The sequence below is a fragment of the Stenotrophomonas riyadhensis genome, assembly GCF_040256885.1.
GTDB lineage: Bacteria > Pseudomonadota > Gammaproteobacteria > Xanthomonadales > Xanthomonadaceae > Stenotrophomonas > Stenotrophomonas riyadhensis.
Window position 1 is genome coordinate 3000390 of the sequence record NZ_CP155568.1, and the last position, 23075, is coordinate 3023464.

Consider the following 23075-nt stretch of genomic DNA (forward strand, 5'->3'; position numbering starts at 1 on the left):
GCTTCCCGGGCTGGCGGCTGCGCCCACGATACTCCCTTGCCGATAGCGTGGGATGACGAGGACGGGCCAGATCGTTCCGTCTGCACGGCCGATCTGCACGCGCAAGGGGTAGTGCCGGCCGCTTGCCGGCAATCCATGGAGTCGTGGGCCGGGCGTGGTTGCCGGCCAGCGGCCGGCACTACCTCACCGGCACGTCGTAGAATATGGCCCCCGCCGCTCGCCCCAGCCCTGCCGACATGTCCGATTCCGCCCTGCTCGCCCTGTCCCCGCTCGATGGCCGCTATGCCGGCAAGGTCGACGCCCTGCGCCCGATCTTCTCCGAGTACGGCCTGATCAAGGCCCGCATCACGGTCGAAGTGGAGTGGTTGCTGGCCCTGGCTGCCGAGCCGGGCATCGTCGAACTGGCCCCGTTCTCCGACGCCGCCGTCGCCCGCCTGCGCGCCCTGGCCGCCAGCTTCAGCCCGGCCCAGGCCGCGCGCGTGAAGGAAATCGAGCGCACCACCAACCATGACGTCAAGGCGGTGGAGTACTTCATCAAGGAACAGCTGAAGGACGACGCCGAGCTGGCCCCGGCGCTGGAATTCGTGCATTTCGCCTGCACCAGCGAAGACATCAACAACCTCAGCTACGGCCTGATGCTGGAACAGGCCCGCCGCGAGGTGCTGCTGCCGACCCTGGACGGCATCGCCAACAGCCTGCGCAGCCTGGCCCACGCCCAGGCCGGCCAGCCGATGCTGTCGCGCACCCACGGCCAGACCGCCTCGCCGACCACCCTGGGCAAGGAACTGGCCAACGTGGTCGCCCGCCTGGAACGCCAGCGCAGGCAGATCGCCGCGGTCGAACTGACCGGCAAGATCAACGGCGCGGTGGGCAACTACAACGCCCACATCGCCAGCTACCCGGACGTGGACTGGCCGGCCTTCGCCGAGCGCTTCGTGACCGGCCTGGGCCTGGTGTTCAACCCGTACACCACGCAGATCGAGCCGCACGACAACATCGCCGAGATCGGCGATGCCGCACGCCGCGCCAACATCATCCTGATCGACCTGGCCCGTGACATCTGGGGCTACGTTTCGCTGGGCTACTTCAAGCAGCGCCTGAAGGAAGGCGAAGTCGGCTCGTCGACGATGCCGCACAAGGTCAATCCGATCGACTTCGAGAATGCGGAAGGCAACTTCGGCATCGCCAACGCGCTGTTCGAGCACTTCAGCGCGAAGCTGCCGATCAGCCGCTGGCAGCGTGACCTGACCGATTCCACCGTGCTGCGTGCGCTGGGCACCGCGTTCGGCCACAGCCAGGTGGCGCTGGATTCGCTGGCCAAGGGCCTGGGCAAGCTGGAAGTGAACCCGCAGCGCCTGGACGCCGATCTGGACGCGGCCTGGGAAGTGCTGGCCGAAGCCGTGCAGACGGTGATGCGCCGCCACGGCCTGCCGAACCCGTACGAGCAGCTGAAGGCGCTGACCCGTGGCCAGGGCATCACGGCCGAGTCGATGCGTGCGTTCGTGCAGGGGCTGGAGCTGCCGGCGGATGCGAAGCAGCGTCTGCTGGAGATGACCCCGGGCAGCTACACCGGTCTGGCCGAGTCGCTGGCGAAGAAGATCTAAGGGGTTTCCTTTGCGGCGGCGGCCGCGGGCGCTGCCTGCGGCAGGCAACTGCAACAGCAACATCAACGTCAAGAGCGGCTCTGGATTGCTGCTAGCTGGTCGGGTCGGAATGGGCCAGCGGGACACGCCGTAAACCCATCCCTGGGGGCTCGATGGCGCCATCCATGGCGCCAACGGTCCCGCTGGCCCATCCCGCCCCACCTCTGACAGATTTCCGGTGACGGATCGAAGAGCATTGGGTTGTCAGGACGGAATTTGAGAGGGACGCGGCTTCGCCGCGTCCCTCTGTTGTTTTGGGCTGATTGTAGAGCCGAGCCCATGCTCGGCTGCTTGTTCCAACAGCAAGCCGAGCATGGGCTCGGCTCTACAGGAGCATGAGCAAGCGCAGCGCGCGACCCGCGTTTGCCTTGCTTTTTTTCTTCCATTCCGTGGCGAGCCGCGCAGGAAACTGTCAGGGGCCGGGCGGGGTGGGTTCGCGGGACCGTTGGCGCCATGGATGGCGCCATCGAGCCCCCAGGGATGGGTTTACGGCGTGTCCCGCGAACCCACCCCGCCCGGCCCAGCCCATGAAGCCAGCGCTTTACGCGACCAGCCCCCGCCACGAGGGGCTCCGCCGTTGGCCGGAGACCCCGCGACAAACCCGCGCACGTGCGCAATCCCGACGAACGGCGGACAATGGAGATCTCAGGCGGCCCGCCGTGCCGCCCCTCCCGCTTTCCGCTGCAAGGATTCCCCCATGGCCGCCCGCAAGTCCTCCGCCCCCCTGATCGAAGTCACCGCCCGCCCCGGCCAGCCGCTGGGCATGGCGCCGGCCACCTTCCTGCGCGACTTCTGGCAGAAGCGCCCGCTGCTGATCCGCAATGCCTTCCCGGACTTCCAGACCCCGGTGCAGCCGGAAGACCTGGCCGGGCTGGCCTGCGAGGAAGGCGTGCTGGCACGCCTGATCGAGCACGACAAGACCCAGGACGGCTGGCGCGTGCGCACCGGCCCGTTCCAGGAAGACGTGTTCCCCGCCCTGCCCGACCACGACTGGACCCTGCTGGTGCAGGACGTGGACAAGTGGGACCCGGACGTGCGCGCCCTGATCGAGCACTTCCGCTTCCTGCCGCGCTGGCGCATGGATGACGTGATGATCAGCTTCGCCGCCACCGGCGGCTCGGTCGGCGCCCATGTCGACCAGTACGACGTGTTCCTGCTGCAGGCCCATGGCCACCGCCGCTGGCAGATCGATGCCAGCGAATCGATCAATGGCAAGCAGCCGCCGCTGGGCTTCCGCCCGGACGTGGAGCTGAAGCTGCTGAAGGTGTTCAAGCCGACCCACGACTGGGTGCTGGCGCCGGGTGACATGCTGTACCTGCCGCCGAACGTGCCGCACCACGGCGTGGCCGAAGACCCGTGCCTGACCTTCTCGTTCGGCATGCGCGCGCCGTCCTCGGCCGAGCTGATCAGCGACTACCTGGACACCCTGATCGCGGATGCCGACGAGAACATCCGCTACCAGGACGCCGACCTGAAGGTGCCGGCCGACCCGAACGAAATCGACACGGTGGCGATGGCGCGGGTGATCACCGCCCTCAACGCCATCCGCATGAACGACCCGGACAAGCTGGGTGACTGGTTCGGTCGCTTCATCACCACCTACCGCGCCGCCGGCGAAGTGATGGCCCACCAGGCCGCACCGGCACAGGAAGAAGTAGTCCAGGCCCTGGCCTCGGGCCTGCTGCTGCAGCGCCACCCGTGGGCACGCCTGGCCTGGCGCCGGGCCAAGCGCGGCGCCAGCCTGTACGTCAGCGGCCAGGACTTCGCGCTGCCGGTGAAGGACGCGCAGCGCCTGGCTGGCGCCGAACAGCTCGATGCCGCCGCCTATCGCGGCCTGTCCGACAAGGGCCGTGCCGTGGTCCAGCAGCTGCTGGTCGGCGGCGTGTTCCAGCTGATCGACCCGAACGAGATCTATGACGCCGAAGACGAGGACGACGGCGAGGATGCCGTGGTGCTCGGCGAGGTCGTCGAAGGCCGCGACCGCGTGGATGCGATCGACGCCGACGCGGTGTCCGACGATGTCCACTCCGTGACCGTGCGCGACGACGGCATCGAGGTCATCGTCAACTTCGAGGACGACGAGGAAGACGACAGCGGTGCTGGCCGCGCCTGAGTCGCCACCATGATCCGGGTCCAGCAGGTCAGCCACGCCGATGCCCACGTTGCCATCCACGAGGTGCGCCAACGCGTGTTCGTGCAGGAACAGGGCATCGCCGCCGAGCTGGAACGCGATGCGCTGGACCCGGTCAGTGCCCATGTGCTGGCGTTGGACGCTGACAATCAGCCGGTCGGCACCGGCCGGCTGGCCCCGGATGGCCGTATCGGCCGCATGGCGGTGCTGGCCAGCCATCGCAGCCACGGGGTCGGCGAGGCCCTGCTGGAAGCACTGGTGGAGGCCGGGCGCCGGCTCGGCCTGGCCGAGCTGCATCTGCACGCCCAGCTGCCCGCCCGTGACTTCTATGCCCGCCAGGGTTTCCTGCCCGAAGGCGAGGTGTTCGAGGAGGCCGGCATCGGCCACCAGCAGATGCGCCGCCGGCTGGGCGCGGCCAGCGCCATCGACAGCCGCGCCGAGGCGGTGGCCATCACCACGGCCATCATCCACCGCGCCCGTCGCCAGCTGTGGCTGCATAGCCGCCAGCTGGACCCCGGGCTGCTCGACGCGCCCCCGGTACAGGCCGCCCTGCGCCGCTTCGTCACCGCCCGCCACGACAAGCAGCTGCGGGTGATCGTGCACGACGCCGCCGCGATCGCCTCTGCCGGGGCAACGCTGCTGGCGCTGGCCCAGCGCCTGCCCAGCGTGATCCAGTTCCGCGAGGTCAGCGATCCGGTCGACCGTGCGCTGGCCTCGGCCTGCCTGCTCAACGATGCGGGCGACTTCTACTTTCGTCTGATCGGGCATCGGCTCGACGGCGGGGCCGGGATCGCGCTGCCGGCACGTTCGCAGCCGTTCGAGCAGCAATTGCAGCGCGTCTGGGACCGTTCGCGTGATTGCAGCGAACTGCGCGCGCTCGGCATCTGAGCGGAGCTGGCTGACTCAACCTGTCTGGAAGCGGCACCGGGGGACGCGCGATACCTCCGGTTGTGCCCCTTCGTGTCCGGTTGGGGGTACAATTTGGCTGTTTGAACGCGCCCGCGCAGGGCTATTCATCTTCCTGCCGGGTCCTTCTGAAGCCATACCCCACAAAGCGAATCAACACCCTCCATCGTGGACAATCAACTGAAGCAGTTTGCGCAATCTTCGCAACTCGCCGGCGGCAACGCCTCCTATGTCGAGGACCTGTACGAGCAGTACCTGGTCTCCCCGGATAGTGTCGATCCCAAATGGAAAACCTACTTCGACGGCTTCAAGGGCCGCGAAGCAGGTGACATTCCGCACTCGGCCGTCATCTCCCACATTGCGGACGCGGCCAAGGATGCGCTGAAGGCCGGTACCGGCAACGGTGCAGGCGACGAGCGCGAGCGCAATGTCGGTCGTCTGATCACTGCCTACCGTTCGCGCGGCCACCTGGACGCCCGCCTCGATCCGCTGGGCCTGGCCGCACCGGTCAACACCCCGGACCTGGGCCTGCCGTTCCACAGCCTGTCCGATGGCGACCTCAACAGCGAGTTCAGCACCGGCGGCGTCGGTGGCCAGCCGCGCATGAAGCTGCGCGACTTGCTGGCACGCCTGAAGGCGACCTACACCGGCTCGATCGGTGCGGAGTTCATGCACATCTCCGAGGTCGAGCAGCGCCAGTGGATCTACAAGAAGCTGGAACTGGCCGGTGGCAACTACCAGCTGGACGCTGACACCCAGCGCCGCACGCTGGAGCGCCTGACCGCGGCTGAGGGCCTGGAGCGCTACCTGCATACCAAGTACGTCGGCCAGAAGCGCTTCTCGCTGGAAGGCGGCGACTCGCTGATCCCGATGATGGACACCATCATCCGCAGCGCCGGCAAGGATGGCGTCAAGGACGTGGTGATCGGCATGGCCCACCGCGGCCGCCTGAACGTGCTGGTCAACACCCTGGGCAAGAACCCGCGCAAGCTGTTCGACGAATTCGAAGGCAAGTTCGAGCACGACGAGCACGCCTCGGCCGGTGACGTGAAGTACCACATGGGCTTCTCCGCCGACGTCGCCACCGATGGCGGCCCGGTGCACCTGGCGCTGGCGTTCAACCCGTCGCACCTGGAAATCGCCGACCCGGTCGTGGCCGGTTCCGTGCGTTCGCGCCAGGAGCGCCGCAAGGACACCGCGCGCAAGCAGGTCATGCCGATCCTGATCCACGGCGACGCGGCCTTCTCCGGCCAGGGCGTGGTCATGGAACTGTTCCAGATGTCGCAGGCCCGCGGCTTCGCCGTCGGCGGCACCGTGCACATCGTGGTCAACAACCAGGTCGGCTTCACCACCTCCAACCCGCTGGATACGCGTTCCACGCGCTATGCCACCGACGTGGCGAAGATGATCGCCGCCCCGGTGCTGCACGTGAACGGCGATGATCCGGAAGCGGTTGTGTTCGCCGCGCAGCTGGCCTTCGAGTTCCGCCAGAAGTTCGCCAAGGACGTGGTCATCGACCTGATGTGCTACCGCCGTTGGGGCCACAACGAGGCCGACGAACCGGCGATCACCCAGCCGCTGATGTACCAGGTGATCCGCAAGCACGCCACCACCCGCGAGATGTACGCCGAGCAGCTGGAAAAGGCGGGCGTGATCGCCGCCGGTGCCGGCAAGGCGATGGTCGATGCCTACCGCGAGAAGCTGGACGCCGGTGAAGTGACCACCGAGCTGGCCAAGGTCGAGAAGACCCCGCCGACCAGCCCGCTGTTCGTCGATTGGCCGAAGCTGCTGGAAGGCAAGCTGTCCGACCCGATCTCGACCAAGGTCGAGAAGAACAAGCTGGTCGAGCTGGCCAAGCTGATCAACACCATTCCGGACGAAGTGCAGCTGCACTCGCGCGTGGCCAAGGTCTACGACGACCGCCGCAAGATGGCCGCCGGCGAGATCCCGGGCGACTGGGGCTTTGCCGAGAACCTGGCCTACGCCACCCTGCTCGACGAAGGCAGTGCCCTGCGCCTGGTCGGCCAGGACGTGGGCCGCGGTACGTTCACGCACCGCCACGCGATCCTGCATGACCAGAAGACCGACAACTACTACATGCCGCTGCGGCAGCTGGTGGATTCGCCGGAGAAGGCCACCGTCATCGATTCGCTGCTGAGCGAAGAAGCGGTGATGGCCTACGAGTACGGTTTCTCCACCACCGATCCGAACACGCTGTGCATCTGGGAAGGCCAGTTCGGCGACTTCGCCAACGGCGCCCAGGTGGTGATCGACCAGTTCATCGCCGCCGGTGAAGCCAAGTGGGGCCGCATCTCCGGCCTGACCCTGCTGCTGCCGCATGGCTATGAAGGTCAGGGCCCGGAACACAGCTCGGCGCGCCTGGAGCGCTTCCTGCAGCTGTGCGCGCTGGAGAACATGCTGGTGGTGGTGCCGTCGACCCCGGCACAGGCCTTCCACATGCTGCGCCGCCAGCTGCACCTGACCACCCGCAAGCCGCTGGTGGTGATGTCGCCGAAGTCGCTGCTGCGCCACAAGCTGGCCGTGTCGACCCTGGACGAACTGGCCAACGGCGAGTTCCAGCACCTGATCGGCGACGCCAACGCGGACGCCAAGAAGGTCAAGCGCGTGGTGCTGTGCTCGGGCAAGGTCTACTACGACCTGCTGGAAGACCAGACCAAGCGTGGCCAGGACGACGTGGCGATCATCCGCGTGGAGCAGCTGTACCCGTTCCCGCGTGCGCTGCTGGCTGCCGAACTGAAGAAGTACGGCAAGGCCACCGACGTGGTGTGGACGCAGGAAGAACCGCAGAACCAGGGTGCGTGGTATCAGATCCGCCACCACCTGCAGTTCTGCCTGGCCGATGGCCAGAACCTGCACTACGCCGGTCGCGCACGTTCGGCTTCGCCGGCTGCCGGTCACATGGCTGACCACGTCCGCGAACAGCAGCAGCTGGTCGCCGACGCACTGGTCAACCCGTTCAACGACACGTTCGCTGAATAATCCTCCCCCTATTTAGAAGACAAACCAGGAAGCTCCCGCAATGGCCACCGAAGTCAAAGCCCCGGTACTGCCCGAATCCGTCGCCGACGGCACCATCGCCACCTGGCACAAGAAGGTGGGCGACGCCGTCAAGCGCGACGAAAACCTGCTTGACCTGGAAACCGACAAGGTCGTCCTGGAAGTGCCGTCGCCGGTCGACGGCGTGCTCAAGGAAATCAAGTTCGCCGAAGGCTCGACCGTGACCTCCAGCCAGGTCGTGGCGATCATCGAGGAAGGCGCCGTGGCTGCTGCCCCGGCTCCGGCCGCTGAAGCCGCTCCGGCTGCTGCCGCTGCCCCGGCCGCCGCTGCGCCGGCCGCTGCCGCCGCTCCGGCCCCGGCTGCCAAGTCGGCCGCCGACGCGCTGCCGCCGGGCGCCCGCTTCACCGCCATCACGGAAGGCGTGAACCCGGCCGACGTCGACGGCACCGGCCGTCGCGGCGCGGTGACCAAGGAAGACATCGTCAACTTCGCCCGCAACGGCGGCGCCGGCAAGGCCGGTGGCGCACGTCCGGAAGAGCGCGTGCCGATGACCCGCATCCGCAAGCGCATCGCCGAGCGCCTGATGGAGTCGAAGAACTCCACCGCCATGCTGACCACCTTCAACGAAGTCGACCTGTCCAAGGTCTCGGCGGCGCGCAAGGAACTGCAGGACGAGTTCGTCAAGGCACACGGCATCAAGCTGGGCTTCATGAGCTTCTTCGTGAAGGCCGCTGCCAATGCCCTGCAGCGCTTCCCGCTGGTCAACGCCTCGATCGACGGCGACGACATCATCTACCACGGCTACTCGGACATCTCGATCGCCGTGTCGACCGAGAAGGGCCTGGTCACGCCGGTGCTGCGCAACGTCGAGCGCATGTCGTTCGCCGACATCGAGAAGACCATCGCCGACTACGCCAAGAAGGCCCGTGACGGCAAGCTGAGCCTGGAAGAACTGCAGGGCGGCACCTTCACCGTGACCAACGGCGGCACCTTCGGTTCGCTGCTGTCGACCCCGATCATCAACCCGCCGCAGAGCGCCATCCTGGGCATGCATGCCATCAAGGAGCGTCCGATCGCCCAGAACGGCCAGGTCGTGATCGCGCCGATGATGTACCTGGCGCTGTCGTACGACCACCGCATCATCGACGGCAAGGACTCGGTGCAGTTCCTGGTGGACATCAAGAACCAGCTGGAAAACCCGGGCCGCATGCTGTTCGGCCTGTAAGAAACCTCCCGCCCCTCCGCGCCTGCGCGGAGGGGTTCTGGTAATGCATCAAGGAATAATTCAATGGCTGAACAATTCGACGTCGTCGTCATCGGTGCCGGCCCGGCCGGTTACCACGCTGCCATCCGCGCGGCCCAGCTGGGCCTGAAGACCGCCTGCATCGACGCAGCGCTGGGCAAGGACGGCAAGCCGGCGCTGGGCGGCACCTGCCTGCGCGTGGGCTGCATCCCGTCCAAGGCGCTGCTGGATTCCTCGCGCCAGTTCTGGAACATGGGCCACATCTTTGGCGACCACGGCATCAGCTTCAAGGATGCCAAGATCGACGTCGAAGCGATGGTTGGCCGCAAGGACAAGATCGTCAAGCAGTTCACCGGCGGCATCGGCATGCTGTTCAAGGCCAACAAGGTCGCCGCCTACTACGGCTTCGGCGAACTGCAGCCGGGCAACGTGGTCAAGGTCACCCAGCATGACGGTTCCATCGTCGAGCTGAAGGGCACCAACGTCATCATCGCGGCCGGTTCGGATTCGATCGAACTGCCGTTCGCCAAGTTCGACGGCGAGACCATCGTCGACAACGTCGGCGGCCTGGACTTCACCGAAGTGCCGAACCGCCTGGCCGTGATCGGCGCCGGCGTGATCGGCCTGGAACTGGGCAGCGTGTGGAAGCGCCTGGGCGCTGAAGTCACCATCCTGGAAGCACTGCCGGAGTTCCTGGCCGTGGCCGACGCCGAAGTGGCCAAGACCGCTGCCAAGGAATTCAAGAAGCAGGGCCTGGACATCCGCCTCGGCGCCAAGGTCTCCAAGACCGAGATCACCGGCAAGGGCAAGAAGAAGGAAGTCGTTGTCACCTATACCGACAGCGAAGGCGAAAAGACCCTGACCGTGGACAAGCTCCTGGTGGCCGTTGGCCGTCGCGCCGCCACCAAGGGCCTGCTGGCCGAAGGCACCGGCGTCAAGATCAACGAGCGCGGCCAGATCGAAGTCGACGCGCACTGCCACACCGGCGTCAACGGCGTGTGGGCGGTCGGCGACTGCGTGCGCGGCCCGATGCTGGCGCACAAGGGCTTCGAGGAAGGCATCGCGGTGGCTGAGCTGATCGCCGGCCTGCCGGGCCACGTCAACTTCGACACCATCCCGTGGGTCATCTACACCGAGCCGGAGCTGGCGTGGGTCGGCAAGACCGAAGCCCAGCTGAAGGCCGAAGGCATCCCGTACAAGGCCGGCAGCTTCCCGTTCGCCGCCAACGGCCGTGCCGTGGCGATGATCGAGCCGGCAGGCTTCGTGAAGATCCTGGCCCATGCTGAAACCGATCGCATCCTCGGCATGCACCTGGTCGGCGCCAACGTCTCCGAGCTGGTGCACGAAGGCGTGCTGACCATGGAGTTCAGCGGCTCGGCCGATGACCTGGCCCGCATCTGCCACGCCCACCCGTCGCTGTCGGAAGTGATCCACGACGCAGCAATGGCGGTCAGCAAGCGCGCCATCCACAAGGCGAACTGATCGTTCGCTGGTAGTGCCGGCCGCTGGCCGGCATGGCTGGATACAAAAAACCCCGCCTCGGCGGGGTTTTTTGTTGACCAATTTAAACTAACGCTCAGCGCTTTTATCAGCAAGCAATTTACTTGACAAGTCGAAGCTTGGGCGGATTTTTCTGACCAGTAGAGGACGATGCTCCGCCCGCAACGACCGACAATTTAGTCAGCTGGAACGTAAGTGCGTCAATTTCTTCTACGCTCAAGTTCAAACTAGCAGCAATCTCACGGCGCCCCTTGCCATGCAAACGAAGGCTTTCCATAACTTTGCCCAGCAGCTGCGAAGTCTCTCTCTCCATCGGCTCTGGCTCATTGGTCCTGTAACCGTTCCTTGCGATATCTATACACAAGCTACGGTAGGACCACTCACTAACCAGCTCAAGAGTTCTAAATCTATAGGCAAGAGCTGCCAGCGACACACCCCAATAGTGCTTTAATTTCATCAAATACTTGATGGTGTAGACCGGCGGCTGATTAGAAACCACACTCTCTTCAGGCATCAGAAAAGCGGAAGCAAACGCATCTGCCTGTCGCTCCATCTCAGGCCCGTGACCTTCACCATGCTGCATCGTGTAAACATCCCTCACGAGATGTCCCAATTCGTGCGCAGCATCAAATCGACTTCGCTCTGCCGACTTCATGGTGTTCAGAAAAACGAATGGCTTCCCTTCATACCAGGTGCAGAAGGCATCCACCTCTCGCGTTTCTTCAACCAATGAAAAAACACGAATCCCCTTGGATTCAAGCAAATGAATCACGTTAGAAATCGGGGCATTACCCAAGCCCCAAACACGCCGAAGCGTCGCCGCAGCCTCTTCCGGCCCAAGGTCACTTAGATCAGGCAATTGTGCCATCGGGAGATCAAATCGATCTTCGATCCAATCATTCAACTTGAATGCAATCGACCCGGCTGCAAAAGCACACGCCTTCATTGCCTCTGTCATCTTAGAAAGCTTACGAAAGCTCACAGCATGCCCCTGAATCTCGGGCATATCGTCATTCCCGAAGAAGAAGCTTTGCGGGAAGTTCAAAATTTTTGATATCCGCGCCAGAATCTCCAAATCCGGGGCAGACGCCCCGGACTCATAGTTCTGCACGCTGCGGCTTGTCACGCCCAACTCTTTGGCAAGCTGCGCTTTTGTTAGCCGCCGCCTAATCCTCGCAAAGGAAATCTGCTTGGGATTAATTTCAGACATAAATTTCTACTCAAAATGCACCCTTCTTGGGCACAACATCAACCGTCGCCGGAGCGCTCGGATCGTCCTTGGAAATCGTGAAATCCTGTGGATCATTGGAAACAATGCCAAAGATCAAGCGTTCCCCCCACTGGGTGATCTTTCGCCTACTGAAGCCAGTAGGCAGCGAGAGCTCAAAGCGAAGCTGGTTCAAGCTCTTGTCATAGTGATATAGGAGCGCCCAAACTTGAGTTTCCTTCGCCTTCCTCTTTGCAACCTTCAGTGCATCGTTATTAAACAACTCAAGCTGATTGAAATTCTTCTGGACGTAGCTCTCGGCAACCGCCCCTTTCTCAGCTTGGTTTGTTGGGTCATCAAAACCGTCCTTTCCTGTTTCAGAATTTCCAGTCATCACCACGATTGAGATTTCACTCTCCGGGGAGCTGATGAAAGGACAATTCTGGTGTTCGTGAATCTTCCAGTGCAGCTTTGCGAGGAACGTCCGCAAGCCCTCAACTGTGCTCAGCCATTGCTTTACACCCGCCGCAGTAGGAGCTGACGCCCTTGTCACTTCATTTCGTGCGCCGAGTCCTCCAACAATCGCATTGCGCAACAAAAGCGATGTCAGATCTGGATGCAGGTCCCGAAGACGTGCCTCGACTTGGTCAGGATCAATGATCAGTTTCGCCCTACGAGGGGCTAGGCTGGCGAGCTCAAGCTTTTTCACGAATTTGACCTCCTCATTTCCGGAATCCACACCTCATGTTGAGGTATGTAAACCGGAAATGCAAGTGGCAGGCCCAGTGTGCTGCCCGCAAAGGATTTAGGACTCACGTCGATGGCAGAGCCCCGCTCAGCTCCTGCATGAAGACCTGCGTAGCACGCGATGCGCGACCCACCTGCGAACAGACCAGGCCAAACAATCGACGGATGGCCGGCTTCACCGGCAGCACGCGCAGGCCGTGGAGATCGTCCGGCAACGTCGATTCCGGCACCAGCGAGACGCCCAGTCCCTCGCGCGCCAGCACGCACGCGCTGACCCAGTCGCGCACGGTCACCCGTACGTCGCTCAGCTGTAGACCAGCGTCCGCCATCAGGCGCTGACCGTTCACCGCACAGCCCCCTGTTGCGAGGATGAAGGGTTCGCCCGCCAGCTCGCTCAAGGCAACCCCGCTTTCCGTGGCGCGACGCCCCAGCGGATGCGCCTGTGGCAGCACCGCCATCCACCCATCGCTGCCCAGCATCAACGGGACGCGATCGGCAGCGGGGTTCATCACCACGCCGGCATCGACCGTGCCCGATTCGAGCCAGCGCTCGACCTCCTCGTCGGTACCCTCCACGATCACCACCTCGATGCCCGGGTGGCGGCGCTGGAAATCCCGCAGCAGCGCTGGCAGCACGCTGGAAACGAGTGACGGGAAGGTCGCCAGGCGGATGCGTGCACCACTGAACCCCTGGCTGTCATCGGCCAGCGCGCGGATCGCCTGCAGGCCTCCCAGCATGATGCGTGCGTGTTCGATCACCCGCTGCCCGAGCGCAGTGATCTCGACCTGACGCCGCTCGCGCACGAACACCGCAAACCCCAATGAGGACTCCAGCTGGGCCAGGGCCTGGCTGGCACCGGACTGGCTGATGCCGACCCGGTCAGCGCCGCGCGAGATGGTTCCCTCGTCGGCCACCGCAACCAGCAGGCGCCAGTGGGCAAGATTCATCATGACAGGCAGTAGCCCAGCTTATGGGAGAAAAATCGAAGATTGATTTTACCGGATACCGCTCGCACAGCAGACTGCCTCGCACCGGCTGACCCGGCCGTCCTTTCTCCCTCGAGACCCTCCATGAAGCTGTACTACGCACCCTACACCTGCTCGCTGTCGCCCCATATCGTGCTACGTGAACTTGGCCTCCCCTTCGAGCTGGTCAAGGTCGACAACGCCAGCAAACAGACCGCCGATGGCCGCGATTTCCGCACCATCAACCGCAAAGGCTATGTCGCGGCGCTGGAGCTGGATGACGGGCAGGTGCTGACCGAAGGCCCGGCCATCGTCCAGTACCTGGCCGACCTGAAACCCGGATGCGCGCTGGCCCCACCGGTCGGCAGCTGGGAGCGGGTACGACTGCAGGAATGGCTGAACTTCGTGACCAGCGAGATCCACGCCGGCTCGGCGCCGCTGTTCAACGCGGATCTGCCGGAAGCGGCCAAGGCCTTCTTCCGGCAGAAGCTGTTCAAGCGTTTCGACCTGCTGCAGGAGACGTTGGCAACGCAGGACTTCCTCATGGGACCGGACTTCAGCGTCGCCGATGCCTATCTTTTCACGGTGCTGGGCTGGTGCCGCTTCTTCTCCATCGATCTGGCGGCGTGGCCGGCGCTGCCTGCCTATGCCCGCAGGATCAACGCACGACCGGCTGTGCAGGCGGCGCTACGCGCAGAGGCCGCGTGATGTGGAGCCGAGCACAGGCTCGGCGCTACACCTTTCCAGCCGGCTTCTTTGGTGGATCCTCACAGACCCGGTGCTGCACCACCGTCTCGCCGACCTTCCATTCCTTCGCGACCCTGCAGCGCTCCTTGGATTTCTGCACAGAGACCGCTGCAGCGTTCGCCTCGTCAGCCGCAGCAGTCTGCTGGCGTTCCAGCCACACCGAGGGCGGCGCTGGAGGTGTGGCCAGTACCGGACCCGCAAGCAGGACCAGACCCACCAGCAACACCGTCCTCATGCAGCCACCGCCCGGCCACCGAGCAGGCGCGCCGGCAGCATGAACAGCGCGCGCAGGAAGGCGAACAGCGCCGAGAAGGTGATGCCGACCAGGCGGAACGGCAGGCTCAGCAGCCACACGAACGGCCAGGCGATCAGGGCGAGGATCGCCAGCGGCCAGCACAGCACGAACAGCAGGCACCACACACCGAGCGCGAACAGGGTCTTCATCACGGTCTCCTTGGGGCGGCACCCTGCCGCCTGCGGACACCTTGGCGCCCCACCCAGGCCGCCCGCAAACGGTTTGCGACGAAACCCGGGCTGGGGGCGATGAAACCGATTGCGGGGAAACCGGAGATTCAAGAGGTTGCCGGCCAGCGGCCGGCACAACCGCAGGGATTTACACCGGGACCGCGCCCGGGCGGCCGTGGGTCACCTGGAAACGCGCCGCTGTACGCACCGCCGCATCCGGGCGCAGCACGCTGTCGGCGAAGCGCAGCTCGGCGTCCACGGTCTGCCGGTTCAGCTGCAGCTTCCACCAGCCACGGCGGTCGCCGTCGAAATAGCGGATATGCGGGTTCTGCGGAATCGATGGCCCGTAGTACGGCCCGTACGGTGTGTCGTCGCCGCCACTGCTGATCGCCGGAGCGATGAATTCGGTGGCCACGACCGGCGCACTGGCGGCATCGAAGTCCAGCTTCAGGTCGTTGACGAAGGTGGAATGCCAGTCGCCGCCAAGCACGATGGCATTGCCCTGCCCGCCCGCCTGCATCGCCTGCAGCAGCCGGTTGCGTGCGGCGGGATAGCCATCCCAGGCGTCATTCCAGAAGCGCTCGCGTGGCGTGCCGCCGTCCAGCCGCAGCTGCGCCATCAACAGCTGCTGCACCACCACGTTCCAGCGCGTGCCTTGCGCGGCGGCCATCGACTGCGTGAACCACGCTTCCTGGCCCTTGCCGAGCATGCTCATGCGCGGGTCCAGTGAGGCATCACAGCGTGGTGACTCGCCGACGCCACAGGGATTGGCCGGGCGGAACTGGCGACAATCGAGCAGCGTCAGCTGTGCCAGGTCGCCATAGCGCAAGCGCCGATGCACGCGCAGGCCGCCATTGCCCACCGGCGAGCTGCGCATCGGCAGGTGTTCGTAGAACGCGCGATAGGCTGCCGCACGACGCACGATGAAATCTTCGGTCGATACGCCCGGCTTTTCCGGGTGGATGCCGGAGTAATCGTTCTGCACTTCATGGTCGTCCCAGATCACCGCGAATGCGTGTGCGGCGTGCGCGGCCTGCAGATCCGGATCGAGTTTGTAAAGCGCGTACTGGTCACGGTAGCGCTCCAGGCTGACGGTCTCGCCGCTGAAGCGCTCGGCATCCAGCGTACGACCACGCGCGTTCTGCAGCGGGCTGTACTCGTACAGGTAGTCGCCGGCATGCAGCACCAGGTCGAGATCGCTCTGTGCGATATCGCGCAGCACCGGATAGTAGCCACTGTTCCAGGCCTGGCAGGTGCACAGGGCCAGCCGCAGCTGCTGCAGTTGCGTGTCCAGCGGCGGCGCGGTGCGGAAGTGGCCGACCGCGCTTTCCTCATCGCCGTCGCAGGCGAAACGGTAGTAGTAGTCGCGGCCTGGGCGCAGGCCGTTGACCTCCACGTGCACCGAATGCGCCAGCTCGGGCACCGCGGCCGCAGTCCCCCGCTGCACCAGCCGGCGCATGCCCGGGTCCTCGGCCACGAACCAGCGCACCGGCACCGCCCGCGACGGCATGCCGCCGCCATTGAGCGGGTCCGGTGCCAGCCGCGTCCACAATACGGCCCCCTGTGGATCCGGATCACCGGCGGCGACACCGAGGGTGAACGGATCGCGCCCCAGCCGCGGCCGTGGGCCGGCCGTGGCCAGCCCCGGCATCGCCGCCAGCGCGATCGCCGCCCCCGTGCCCTGCCACGCCATGCGCAGCAGGCGACGACGGCTTTCCGGATCGACAGGCCCGCGCATCAGAAGCGCACGGTAGCGGTGGCCATCACCTGGCGCGGCGCGCCGACCTGCATGGTCGCCAGGCTGCGGGTCGGGTCAGCGGCGTAGGTACCGTTGGTGTTGATCGAGGACAGGTAGCGCTTGTCGGTCAGGTTGGTCAGGTTCAGCGCTACGGTCAGGTTCTGCGCCGGGCCGAGCTTGCCGAAGTCATAGGCCGCCGAGGCGTTGACCAGCCAGTAGCTCGGCACCGACACATCGTTGGTATAGGTCACGTAGCGCTTGCCGACATGGTTGGCGGCCAGGCGCAGGTCCCACGGGCCCGGGGTCCACGCCAGGGTGCTGGCGAACATCCATTCCGGGGTGTCGACGGTCGTCTTGCCGCGGGTCGGCACCACGCCGTTGTTTACGTAATCGTTGTCGTAGGTGCTGTCATTCCAGGACAGCGCATTGGACCAGGTCAGGTCCTGCATCGGCTTCAGCTGCAGGGTCGCCTCGGCGCCGCGGCTGGTCACCGAACCGACGTTGGAGAACAGTGCCGGGCAACCGAGGATGCCCACGCACTGCGCGATGGCCAGCAGACGGTTGTCGAACTTGACGTCGTACACCGCCACCGAGGCTTCATAGCCGCGGCCGTAGCCACGCCAACCCAGCTCGATCGTGCGCGACTGTTCCGGCTTCAGGTTCTTCGCGCTGGCATCGAAGGCGGCCTGCGGCACATTGAACGGGCTGCCCACGCCCAGCGCATAGGCGGCGATGTTCTTGGCGAACGAACCGAAGATCTCATTGCCTTCGTTGAGCTTGAAGTTGAAGCCGGCCTGCGGCAGCAGGCCCTTCTTCGAGGTCAGGCTGCTGTTGTTGGCATAGCTGCCCAGCGGCGTGCGCACGCTGGTGCGGGTGTGCGGCGACTTCGCACCGATGTCGATGGTCAGGCGATCATCGAACAGGCGGAAGCGGTCCTGCACGTAGAACTGGCGGGTGATGGTGGTGTAGCGCTGGTGCCACACGCGCTGGTCCGGGTTGCGCAGGAAGAAGTCGTCGGTGATCGGGCCGTCGATGTAGTAGAAGTTGCGCTGCACGCTGTGGCCGTTGTCCTCGTACCAGAGGCCCGCTTCCAGTTCGTGGCCACCGACGTTCCAGGTGAACGCCGAGGTCACGCCGGTACGGTCGATCGCGTACTCGGTGGTGCGGATCGAGATCGGAATCTCGCGGCTGGTGCCCGGGTTGGACGGATTGGACGGGCTGAACCAGTGGCCCTGGCCACGGTTGCTGTGGTTGTAGACATTGACCTTCAAGCGCATCGACTCGTTCAGGCCGAAATCGCCGGCAATGCTGGACAGGTCATCGTTGCGCAGGCCGTGGCCGGAGTAGTACGCATCCCACGGGCTGTTGACGCCGCCACTGAATTTGCCGCGTGCGGCGGCGACGGCGCGATCCCAGTCCGGCGCGTAGTTGTCCCAGTCCCAGCCGAGGCGATCGATCATCTCCAGCGACAGATCCTGGTAATCGGCCTCGACGCGGCGCGAGGCGTTGAACAGCGCGGTGATCCTGCTGTCCGTTCCGAAGTTGTATGTGGCCTTGCCGTTGAACTGCTTCAGCTCCTGCGAGCCCTTGCCCTTCCACTTGTCACCTTCCGAATACACACCGGACAGGTAGGCAGCAAAGCCCTGGTGCTCACCGGTCTCCAGGCGCGCATAGCTGCGGCGTGCGCTGTCACTGCCAAAGCTCTGTGCCAGCACGACCCCATATTCGGTGGACGGATCGATCGAGTAGAACTGGAACACGCCGCCGAGGTTGCTGGTGGACGGCGTACCCAGTGCGCCGATGCCGGTGGAGACCTCCGCACCGCCCAGGTTCTCGCTGATCACCGCGCGGCTGATGTGCAGGCCGTTGCTGTTGCCATAGGCCATGTTGCCCAGCGGGATGCCATCAAGGGTGTAACCCAGGCGGTTCTGGTTGAAGCCACGCAGGCTGATGGTGGTGGACCATTCGTAGGCGCCGGTGGCATCGGCCGATTCGAAATGCACGCCCGGCTTGGTCGCAAGCAGCTTCAGCGGATTGGCACCCGGCGGCAGCACCTTCATGTCCTCGGCGGTCACGCGCTGCACCTGGCGCGCTTCACCGCGGCCGATCACCGAGATCGAGTCAAGGGTGGTAGCCGACTGCGCGTCGGGGGCGGGGGCGGTTTCAGCGACAGCCAGCGACGGCAGCGAAGCACAGACCAGCAGGGCCAGCAGATTGCGGCGGAGCGGAGCGTGGGACGGCATGGGGGCGGATTCCTTGGGCACGCTGGACGCCGAAGGGCGGCGTCGAAGGGCAGCAGCGGCGGAATCGTAGAAGCGTCGCGTTACATGTCATTTACACGCCACATACGGACGTTTGGCGTTTCGAATGGTTTGCCGGCCGTGGGGGGCCGGCCAGCGGCCGGCACTACGGTTACTCGAATGAACCGACCGAATCGTGGGCCAGGTTGTCGAAGCGGGTGTACTCGCCGAAGAACTTCAGCTTGCACGAACCGGTTGGGCCACCACGGTGCTTGCCGATGATGATCTCGGCCAGGCCCTTGTCCGGCGAATTTTCCTTGTTGTAGTAATCGTCGCGGTAGATGAAGACGATCATGTCCGCATCCTGCTCGATTGCGCCCGATTCGCGAAGGTCGGCCATCACCGGGCGCTTGTCGGTACGCGTTTCCAGCGAGCGGTTGAGCTGCGAAAGCGCGATCACCGGCACGTGCAGTTCCTTGGCCAGGCCCTTCAGCGAACGCGAGATCTCCGAGATTTCGGTCGCGCGGTTTTCGCTGTTGCCCGGCACGCTCATCAGCTGCAGGTAGTCGATCACCACCAGGCCCAGGTCATGTTCGCGCTTGAGGCGGCGGCACTTGGAGCGCAGCACTTCCGGCGACACGCCAGGCGTGTCGTCGATGAAGATCTTGGTTTCCTTCAGCATCTTGATCGCGCTGGTGACACGGCTCCAGTCCTCGTCTTCCAGCTGGCCGGTACGCAGGCGCTGCGCGTTGATGCGGCCGTTGGAGGAAATCAGGCGCATCGCCAGCTGCGATGCCGACATTTCCATCGAGAACACCGCCACGCCCTTCTTCGACTTGATCGCCGCGTACTCGGCGATGTTCAGCGCGAAGGTGGTCTTGCCCATGGCCGGGCGCGCGGCGAGGATGATCAGGTCGGTCGGCTGCAGGCCGGAGGTCATCGCATCGAAATCGTTGTAGCCGGTCGGCAGGCCGGTGATGTTGCCGCCGTTCTCGAAGCGACTGCGCAGCTCTTCGAAGGCATCCTTCAGAGCACCGGGCATCGCCACGAAATCGGTACGGCCGCGTGCGCCCTGTTCGGCGATGGCGAACACGCTCTTTTCCGCCGACGCCAGCAGCTCGCTGCTGTCACGGCCCTCGGGCTGGAAACCGTCGTTGACGATGTCGGTGCCCACCTGGATCAATTGCCGCAGCACCGCCTTGTCACGCACGATCTCGGCGTAGGCCACGATGTTGGCCGCCGACGGCGTGGTACTGGCCAGCTCGATCAGATAGGCACCATCGCCCACCAGTTCCATCTTGCCCTGCGATTCGAACCACTCGCCCAGGGTCACCGCATCGAACGGCCGCTCGCGTTCGGACAGCTCGCGGATCGCGCGGTAGATCATCTGATGATCACGGCGGTAGAAATCGCCTTCGGTCAACTGGTCATTGACCCGGTCATAGGCCTCCGGGGCCAGCATCAGGCCACCCAGCACCGCCTGTTCGGCTTCCACCGAATGGGGCGGCACCCGCAACTGGTCGATGCGCGACTCGTCGCGATCACGATCGCGATCAAAGCCATCACCGCGCTCTCTGCGGTTGGAACGGAAGCCGGGGCGAGCGGACATCTGCGGTGTTTCCTGCAAAAGTGGGCCAGACGAGTGTAGGCATGCGCCGACCCCGGCGGCCATGGACAAGCCTGTGGATAAGCCGTGGAGAAACGGGGGATATCCGCCAGTGCCTGTCCACTCTGGCGTGGGGGCGTCGCAGTGCCTGCGACGGGCGCCGTTGCGACGCCCGAGCGGGTCATTATCGCAGATCAGGCGATCAGGGTCGGACCCCGTGCAACGTACGGGCTCCGGCCTGCCCCGCTGGACGTGGGGTCAGAGCCCGCCACTGCGCGACGGGATCCGCCCCTTGGCATGGCTGGGTCGGATCCCTCTGCAAAGCAGAGGGCTCTGACCCCCTCGGTCTCAATCGCCCTTGACGTGAACCGCGATCAACGCCAGGAACCGGTCCACATAGCCCTGCAGGAATTTCTGCGTGCCCTCGTTGTGGATCGTGCCGTCGGCATCGATCAGACCGTCCTTGAAGTGGATGAATGCCTCGGGCTGACCCAGCACATGCATGTCCAGGAAGGCCAGGCTGTTGCGCAGGTGCTGCTGGGCCACAGCGGTGCCGATCTGGCCGATGGAGGCGCCGATCACCGCCGCCGGTTTGCCGGCAAACGCGCTGTCACCATACGGGCGCGAGCCGATGTCGATGGCGTTCTTCAGCACGCCCGGCACCGACCGGTTGTATTCCGGGGTCACGAACAGCACCGCATCGGCGGCACGGACCTGGTCCTTCAGCCGGGTACCCTGCGCCGGATACTGGCCATCGAAGTCCTGGTCGTACAGCGGCAGATCACCGATCTGCACGTACTGGAAGCGCGCACGGTCACCGGCAATCTTCTCCAGCGCATGGGCCAGTTTGCGGTTGCAGGAATCCTTGCGCAGGCTGCCGACGAACACGGCGATGGTGGGGACGGACATCGGGACATACTCCTCACGGTGCGGGAGGCCCAGCCTAGTCGCCGGGCCCTTGCATGCCGGTGAAGATCAGCCGCCGGTCACGCCCGCGCGCACCTGCCGCCAATGCGCCTGCCAGGCCTGGAACATCAGCACGTTCCACAGATGGGTATGCCACTTGCGTTGGCCGCCGAGGAACTGCTGCCACAGCGGCTGTACCGCGGCAGCCGACAGCACGCCCTCACGCTCCAGCCGTGCCGGCTGCAGCAGGTCTTCGGCCCACGGCCGCAGGTCGCCCTTCAGCCAGTCACTGACCGGCGCGCCGAAGCCACGCTTGGGCCGGTGCACCATCGACTGCGGCACATAACGGCCCAGCACGCGCTTGAGCAGCACCTTGCTGGTGGTTTCACTCCGCTTGAAGCCCAGCGGCAGCGACCAGGCGAACTCGGCCACGCGAGAATCCAACAGCGGTGCGCGGGCTTCCAGGCTGACCGCCATCGAGGTGCGGTCGACCTTGCACAGCAGGTCATCCGGCAGGTAGGTCACGTAATCGGCCAGCATCATCGCATCGGCCGGTGTGCCGGCACCGTGCAACGGGTCGGCCAGGTCGTAGAAGCTGCCCGCGGCCTGCGCCCCGGGCACTGCCGCCGCCGGGTCGCGCCAGCGCGAGATGCGGTTGCGGTACACGTCACCGATGCCACGCGCGCCGGATTCTGCCAACAGCGCGGCCAGGCCGCCGGTACGCGAGGCCTCGCCCTGCTGCTGGGAGCGCGCGCCCATCCAGCGCCGCAGCGGCCCCGGCACGCGTCCCAGCATCTGCCAGTTGCGCAGCGCGCGCACATAGCGGGTATAGCCGAAGAACAGCTCGTCGCCACCATCGCCGGACAGCGCCACGGTCACACCCTGCCGCGCCAGACGGGCGACCAGCGCGGTCGGTACCTGCGAGGCATCGGCGAAGGGTTCGTCGAACATCGCCGGCAACTGCGGTACCACCGCCAACGCATCGGCACCGCTGACGTAGAGTTCGGTGTGGTCACAGCCCAGATGCGCGGCCAGCTCCTTGGCCAGCGGCGCCTCGTCGTGGCCCGAACCGGTGAAGCCAATGCTGAAGCTGTGCACCGGCTGTCCGCTCTGTGCCTGCATCAGCGCGGCCACCAGCGACGAATCGGTACCGCCGGACAGGAACACGCCCACCGGCACGTCGGCCACCATGCGCAGCGCCACCGCGTCGCGCAGCAGCCCATCCAGCTGTTCCTCGGCCTCCTCGATGCGGCCCTGGAACGGCGCGGCCAGCGCCGCCTGCATGCGGGCACGGGCATCCCAGTACGGGCGCTGCGCCTGTTCCGGCCGGTGCGCTGCCGCACCCGCCGCTACGGCTTCGACATCCAGGCGCAGCACGCGGCCCGGCATCAGCTTGTAGCAGCGCTGGTGGATGCTGTGCGGTGCAGGAATGTAGTCCAACCGCAGCAGCAGGGTCAGGGCGTCACGGTCGATGTCGTTGTCGAAGGCCGGGTGCTGCCACAGCGCCTTCAGTTCCGAACCGAACACCAGCGTGTCACCGGCCCAGCCGTAGTACAGCGGCTTCTTGCCGACACGGTCGCGGGCCAGCCACAGGCACTGCTCCTGGCGGTCCCACAGCGCAATGGCGAACATGCCGTTGCAGCGCTGCAGGGTGTCTTCCATGCCCCATTGCAGGATCGCTGCCAGCAGCACTTCGGTGTCGGAGTGGCCACGGAAAACATGCCCCAGCGGCTCCAGTTCGGCACGCAGGGCGGCGAAGTTGTAGACCTCGCCGTTGTAGGCCATCACGTAGCGACCATCGGACGAGGCCATCGGCTGGTGCCCCAGCGGCGACAGGTCGAGGATGCTCAGGCGGCGATGCGCCAGCGCGATGCCGGCCGTGGCGTCGACCCAGCTGCCGCCATCATCCGGCCCGCGGTGGTGCAGCGCCTCGCCCATGGCCAGGACCTGCGCCTGCAGCACCTCGGCCGACGCCACCGGCGCCGGCAACAACATTCCCGCCAATCCACACAT

Annotated in this window: 17 protein-coding genes; 7 read left to right on the plus strand and 10 right to left on the minus strand. The window is 65.3% G+C overall.

From position 1 onward, the window contains the following. Positions 1-236 precede the first annotated feature (236 nt). From purB to lpdA, 6 genes are all read left to right on the plus strand, one after another. Positions 237-1604 carry an adenylosuccinate lyase gene (purB, locus tag SriyCCGPB3_RS14025; protein ID WP_110712836.1) on the plus strand — a complete coding sequence of 456 codons (1368 nt, stop codon included), beginning with the start codon at positions 237-239 and terminating at the stop codon, positions 1602-1604. 736 nt (positions 1605-2340) lie between these two features. Beyond that, positions 2341-3756 (plus strand): cupin domain-containing protein, encoded by a 1416-nt coding sequence (locus tag SriyCCGPB3_RS14030; protein WP_350259439.1) that lies wholly within the window; start codon positions 2341-2343, stop codon positions 3754-3756. Between the two features lie 9 nt (positions 3757-3765). Further along, positions 3766-4662, plus strand: coding sequence for a GNAT family N-acetyltransferase (locus SriyCCGPB3_RS14035; RefSeq protein ID WP_350259440.1), 897 nt, complete (start codon positions 3766-3768; stop codon positions 4660-4662). Between the two features lie 186 nt (positions 4663-4848). Continuing rightward, positions 4849-7680, plus strand: coding sequence for a 2-oxoglutarate dehydrogenase E1 component (locus tag SriyCCGPB3_RS14040; RefSeq protein WP_049420907.1), 2832 nt, complete (start codon positions 4849-4851; stop codon positions 7678-7680). Positions 7681-7720: 40 nt separating this feature from the next. After that, positions 7721-8923, plus strand: a complete 1203-nt coding sequence (gene sucB / locus SriyCCGPB3_RS14045; protein WP_014037775.1) for a dihydrolipoyllysine-residue succinyltransferase — start codon at positions 7721-7723, stop codon at positions 8921-8923. A 63-nt stretch (positions 8924-8986) separates the two neighbouring features. Beyond that, complete coding sequence (gene lpdA / locus SriyCCGPB3_RS14050) at positions 8987-10423, plus strand: dihydrolipoyl dehydrogenase (RefSeq protein WP_008264626.1); 1437 nt, start codon at positions 8987-8989, stop codon at positions 10421-10423. Positions 10424-10541: 118 nt separating this feature from the next. Here lpdA and SriyCCGPB3_RS14055 read toward each other — a convergent pair whose 3' ends face one another. From SriyCCGPB3_RS14055 to SriyCCGPB3_RS14065, 3 genes are all read right to left on the minus strand, one after another. Continuing rightward, complete coding sequence (locus tag SriyCCGPB3_RS14055) at positions 10542-11651, minus strand: ImmA/IrrE family metallo-endopeptidase (protein ID WP_164162685.1); 1110 nt, start codon at positions 11649-11651, stop codon at positions 10542-10544. 10 nt (positions 11652-11661) lie between these two features. After that, positions 11662-12357 carry a hypothetical protein gene (locus tag SriyCCGPB3_RS14060; RefSeq protein ID WP_164162684.1) on the minus strand — a complete coding sequence of 232 codons (696 nt, stop codon included), beginning with the start codon at positions 12355-12357 and terminating at the stop codon, positions 11662-11664. Positions 12358-12460: 103 nt separating this feature from the next. After that, positions 12461-13342, minus strand: a complete 882-nt coding sequence (locus tag SriyCCGPB3_RS14065; protein ID WP_350259441.1) for a LysR family transcriptional regulator — start codon at positions 13340-13342, stop codon at positions 12461-12463. A 123-nt stretch (positions 13343-13465) separates the two neighbouring features. On the opposite strand from SriyCCGPB3_RS14065, the gene gstA reads away from it, so the two are divergent. Continuing rightward, a complete protein-coding gene (gene gstA, locus SriyCCGPB3_RS14070; protein WP_164162682.1) occupies positions 13466-14068 on the plus strand; it encodes a glutathione transferase GstA in 603 nt (200 codons plus the stop codon). A gap of 25 nt (positions 14069-14093) precedes the next feature. On the opposite strand, the gene SriyCCGPB3_RS14075 is transcribed toward gstA, so the two are convergent. The 7 genes from SriyCCGPB3_RS14075 to asnB all read right to left on the minus strand — a co-directional run bounded on the left by SriyCCGPB3_RS14075 (position 14094) and on the right by asnB (position 23075). Then, a complete protein-coding gene (locus SriyCCGPB3_RS14075; RefSeq protein WP_110712842.1) occupies positions 14094-14342 on the minus strand; it encodes a hypothetical protein in 249 nt (82 codons plus the stop codon). After that, positions 14339-14551: a hypothetical protein gene (locus tag SriyCCGPB3_RS14080; protein WP_010486834.1), complete on the minus strand. Its 213-nt coding sequence runs from the start codon at positions 14549-14551 to the stop codon at positions 14339-14341. The genes SriyCCGPB3_RS14075 and SriyCCGPB3_RS14080 overlap by 4 nt, the downstream gene beginning before the upstream one ends. A gap of 169 nt (positions 14552-14720) precedes the next feature. Continuing rightward, positions 14721-16310, minus strand: a complete 1590-nt coding sequence (locus SriyCCGPB3_RS14085; RefSeq protein WP_350259442.1) for an alkaline phosphatase D family protein — start codon at positions 16308-16310, stop codon at positions 14721-14723. Beyond that, complete coding sequence (locus tag SriyCCGPB3_RS14090) at positions 16310-18553, minus strand: TonB-dependent receptor family protein (protein ID WP_350259443.1); 2244 nt, start codon at positions 18551-18553, stop codon at positions 16310-16312. The genes SriyCCGPB3_RS14085 and SriyCCGPB3_RS14090 overlap by 1 nt, the downstream gene beginning before the upstream one ends. Before the next feature lie 169 nt (positions 18554-18722). Continuing rightward, positions 18723-20159 (minus strand): replicative DNA helicase, encoded by a 1437-nt coding sequence (locus tag SriyCCGPB3_RS14095; RefSeq protein ID WP_110712845.1) that lies wholly within the window; start codon positions 20157-20159, stop codon positions 18723-18725. 345 nt (positions 20160-20504) lie between these two features. After that, positions 20505-21065 carry an NADPH-dependent FMN reductase gene (locus SriyCCGPB3_RS14100; RefSeq protein WP_110712846.1) on the minus strand — a complete coding sequence of 187 codons (561 nt, stop codon included), beginning with the start codon at positions 21063-21065 and terminating at the stop codon, positions 20505-20507. Positions 21066-21131: 66 nt separating this feature from the next. Beyond that, positions 21132-23075: an asparagine synthase (glutamine-hydrolyzing) gene (asnB, locus tag SriyCCGPB3_RS14105; RefSeq protein ID WP_164162678.1), complete on the minus strand. Its 1944-nt coding sequence runs from the start codon at positions 23073-23075 to the stop codon at positions 21132-21134.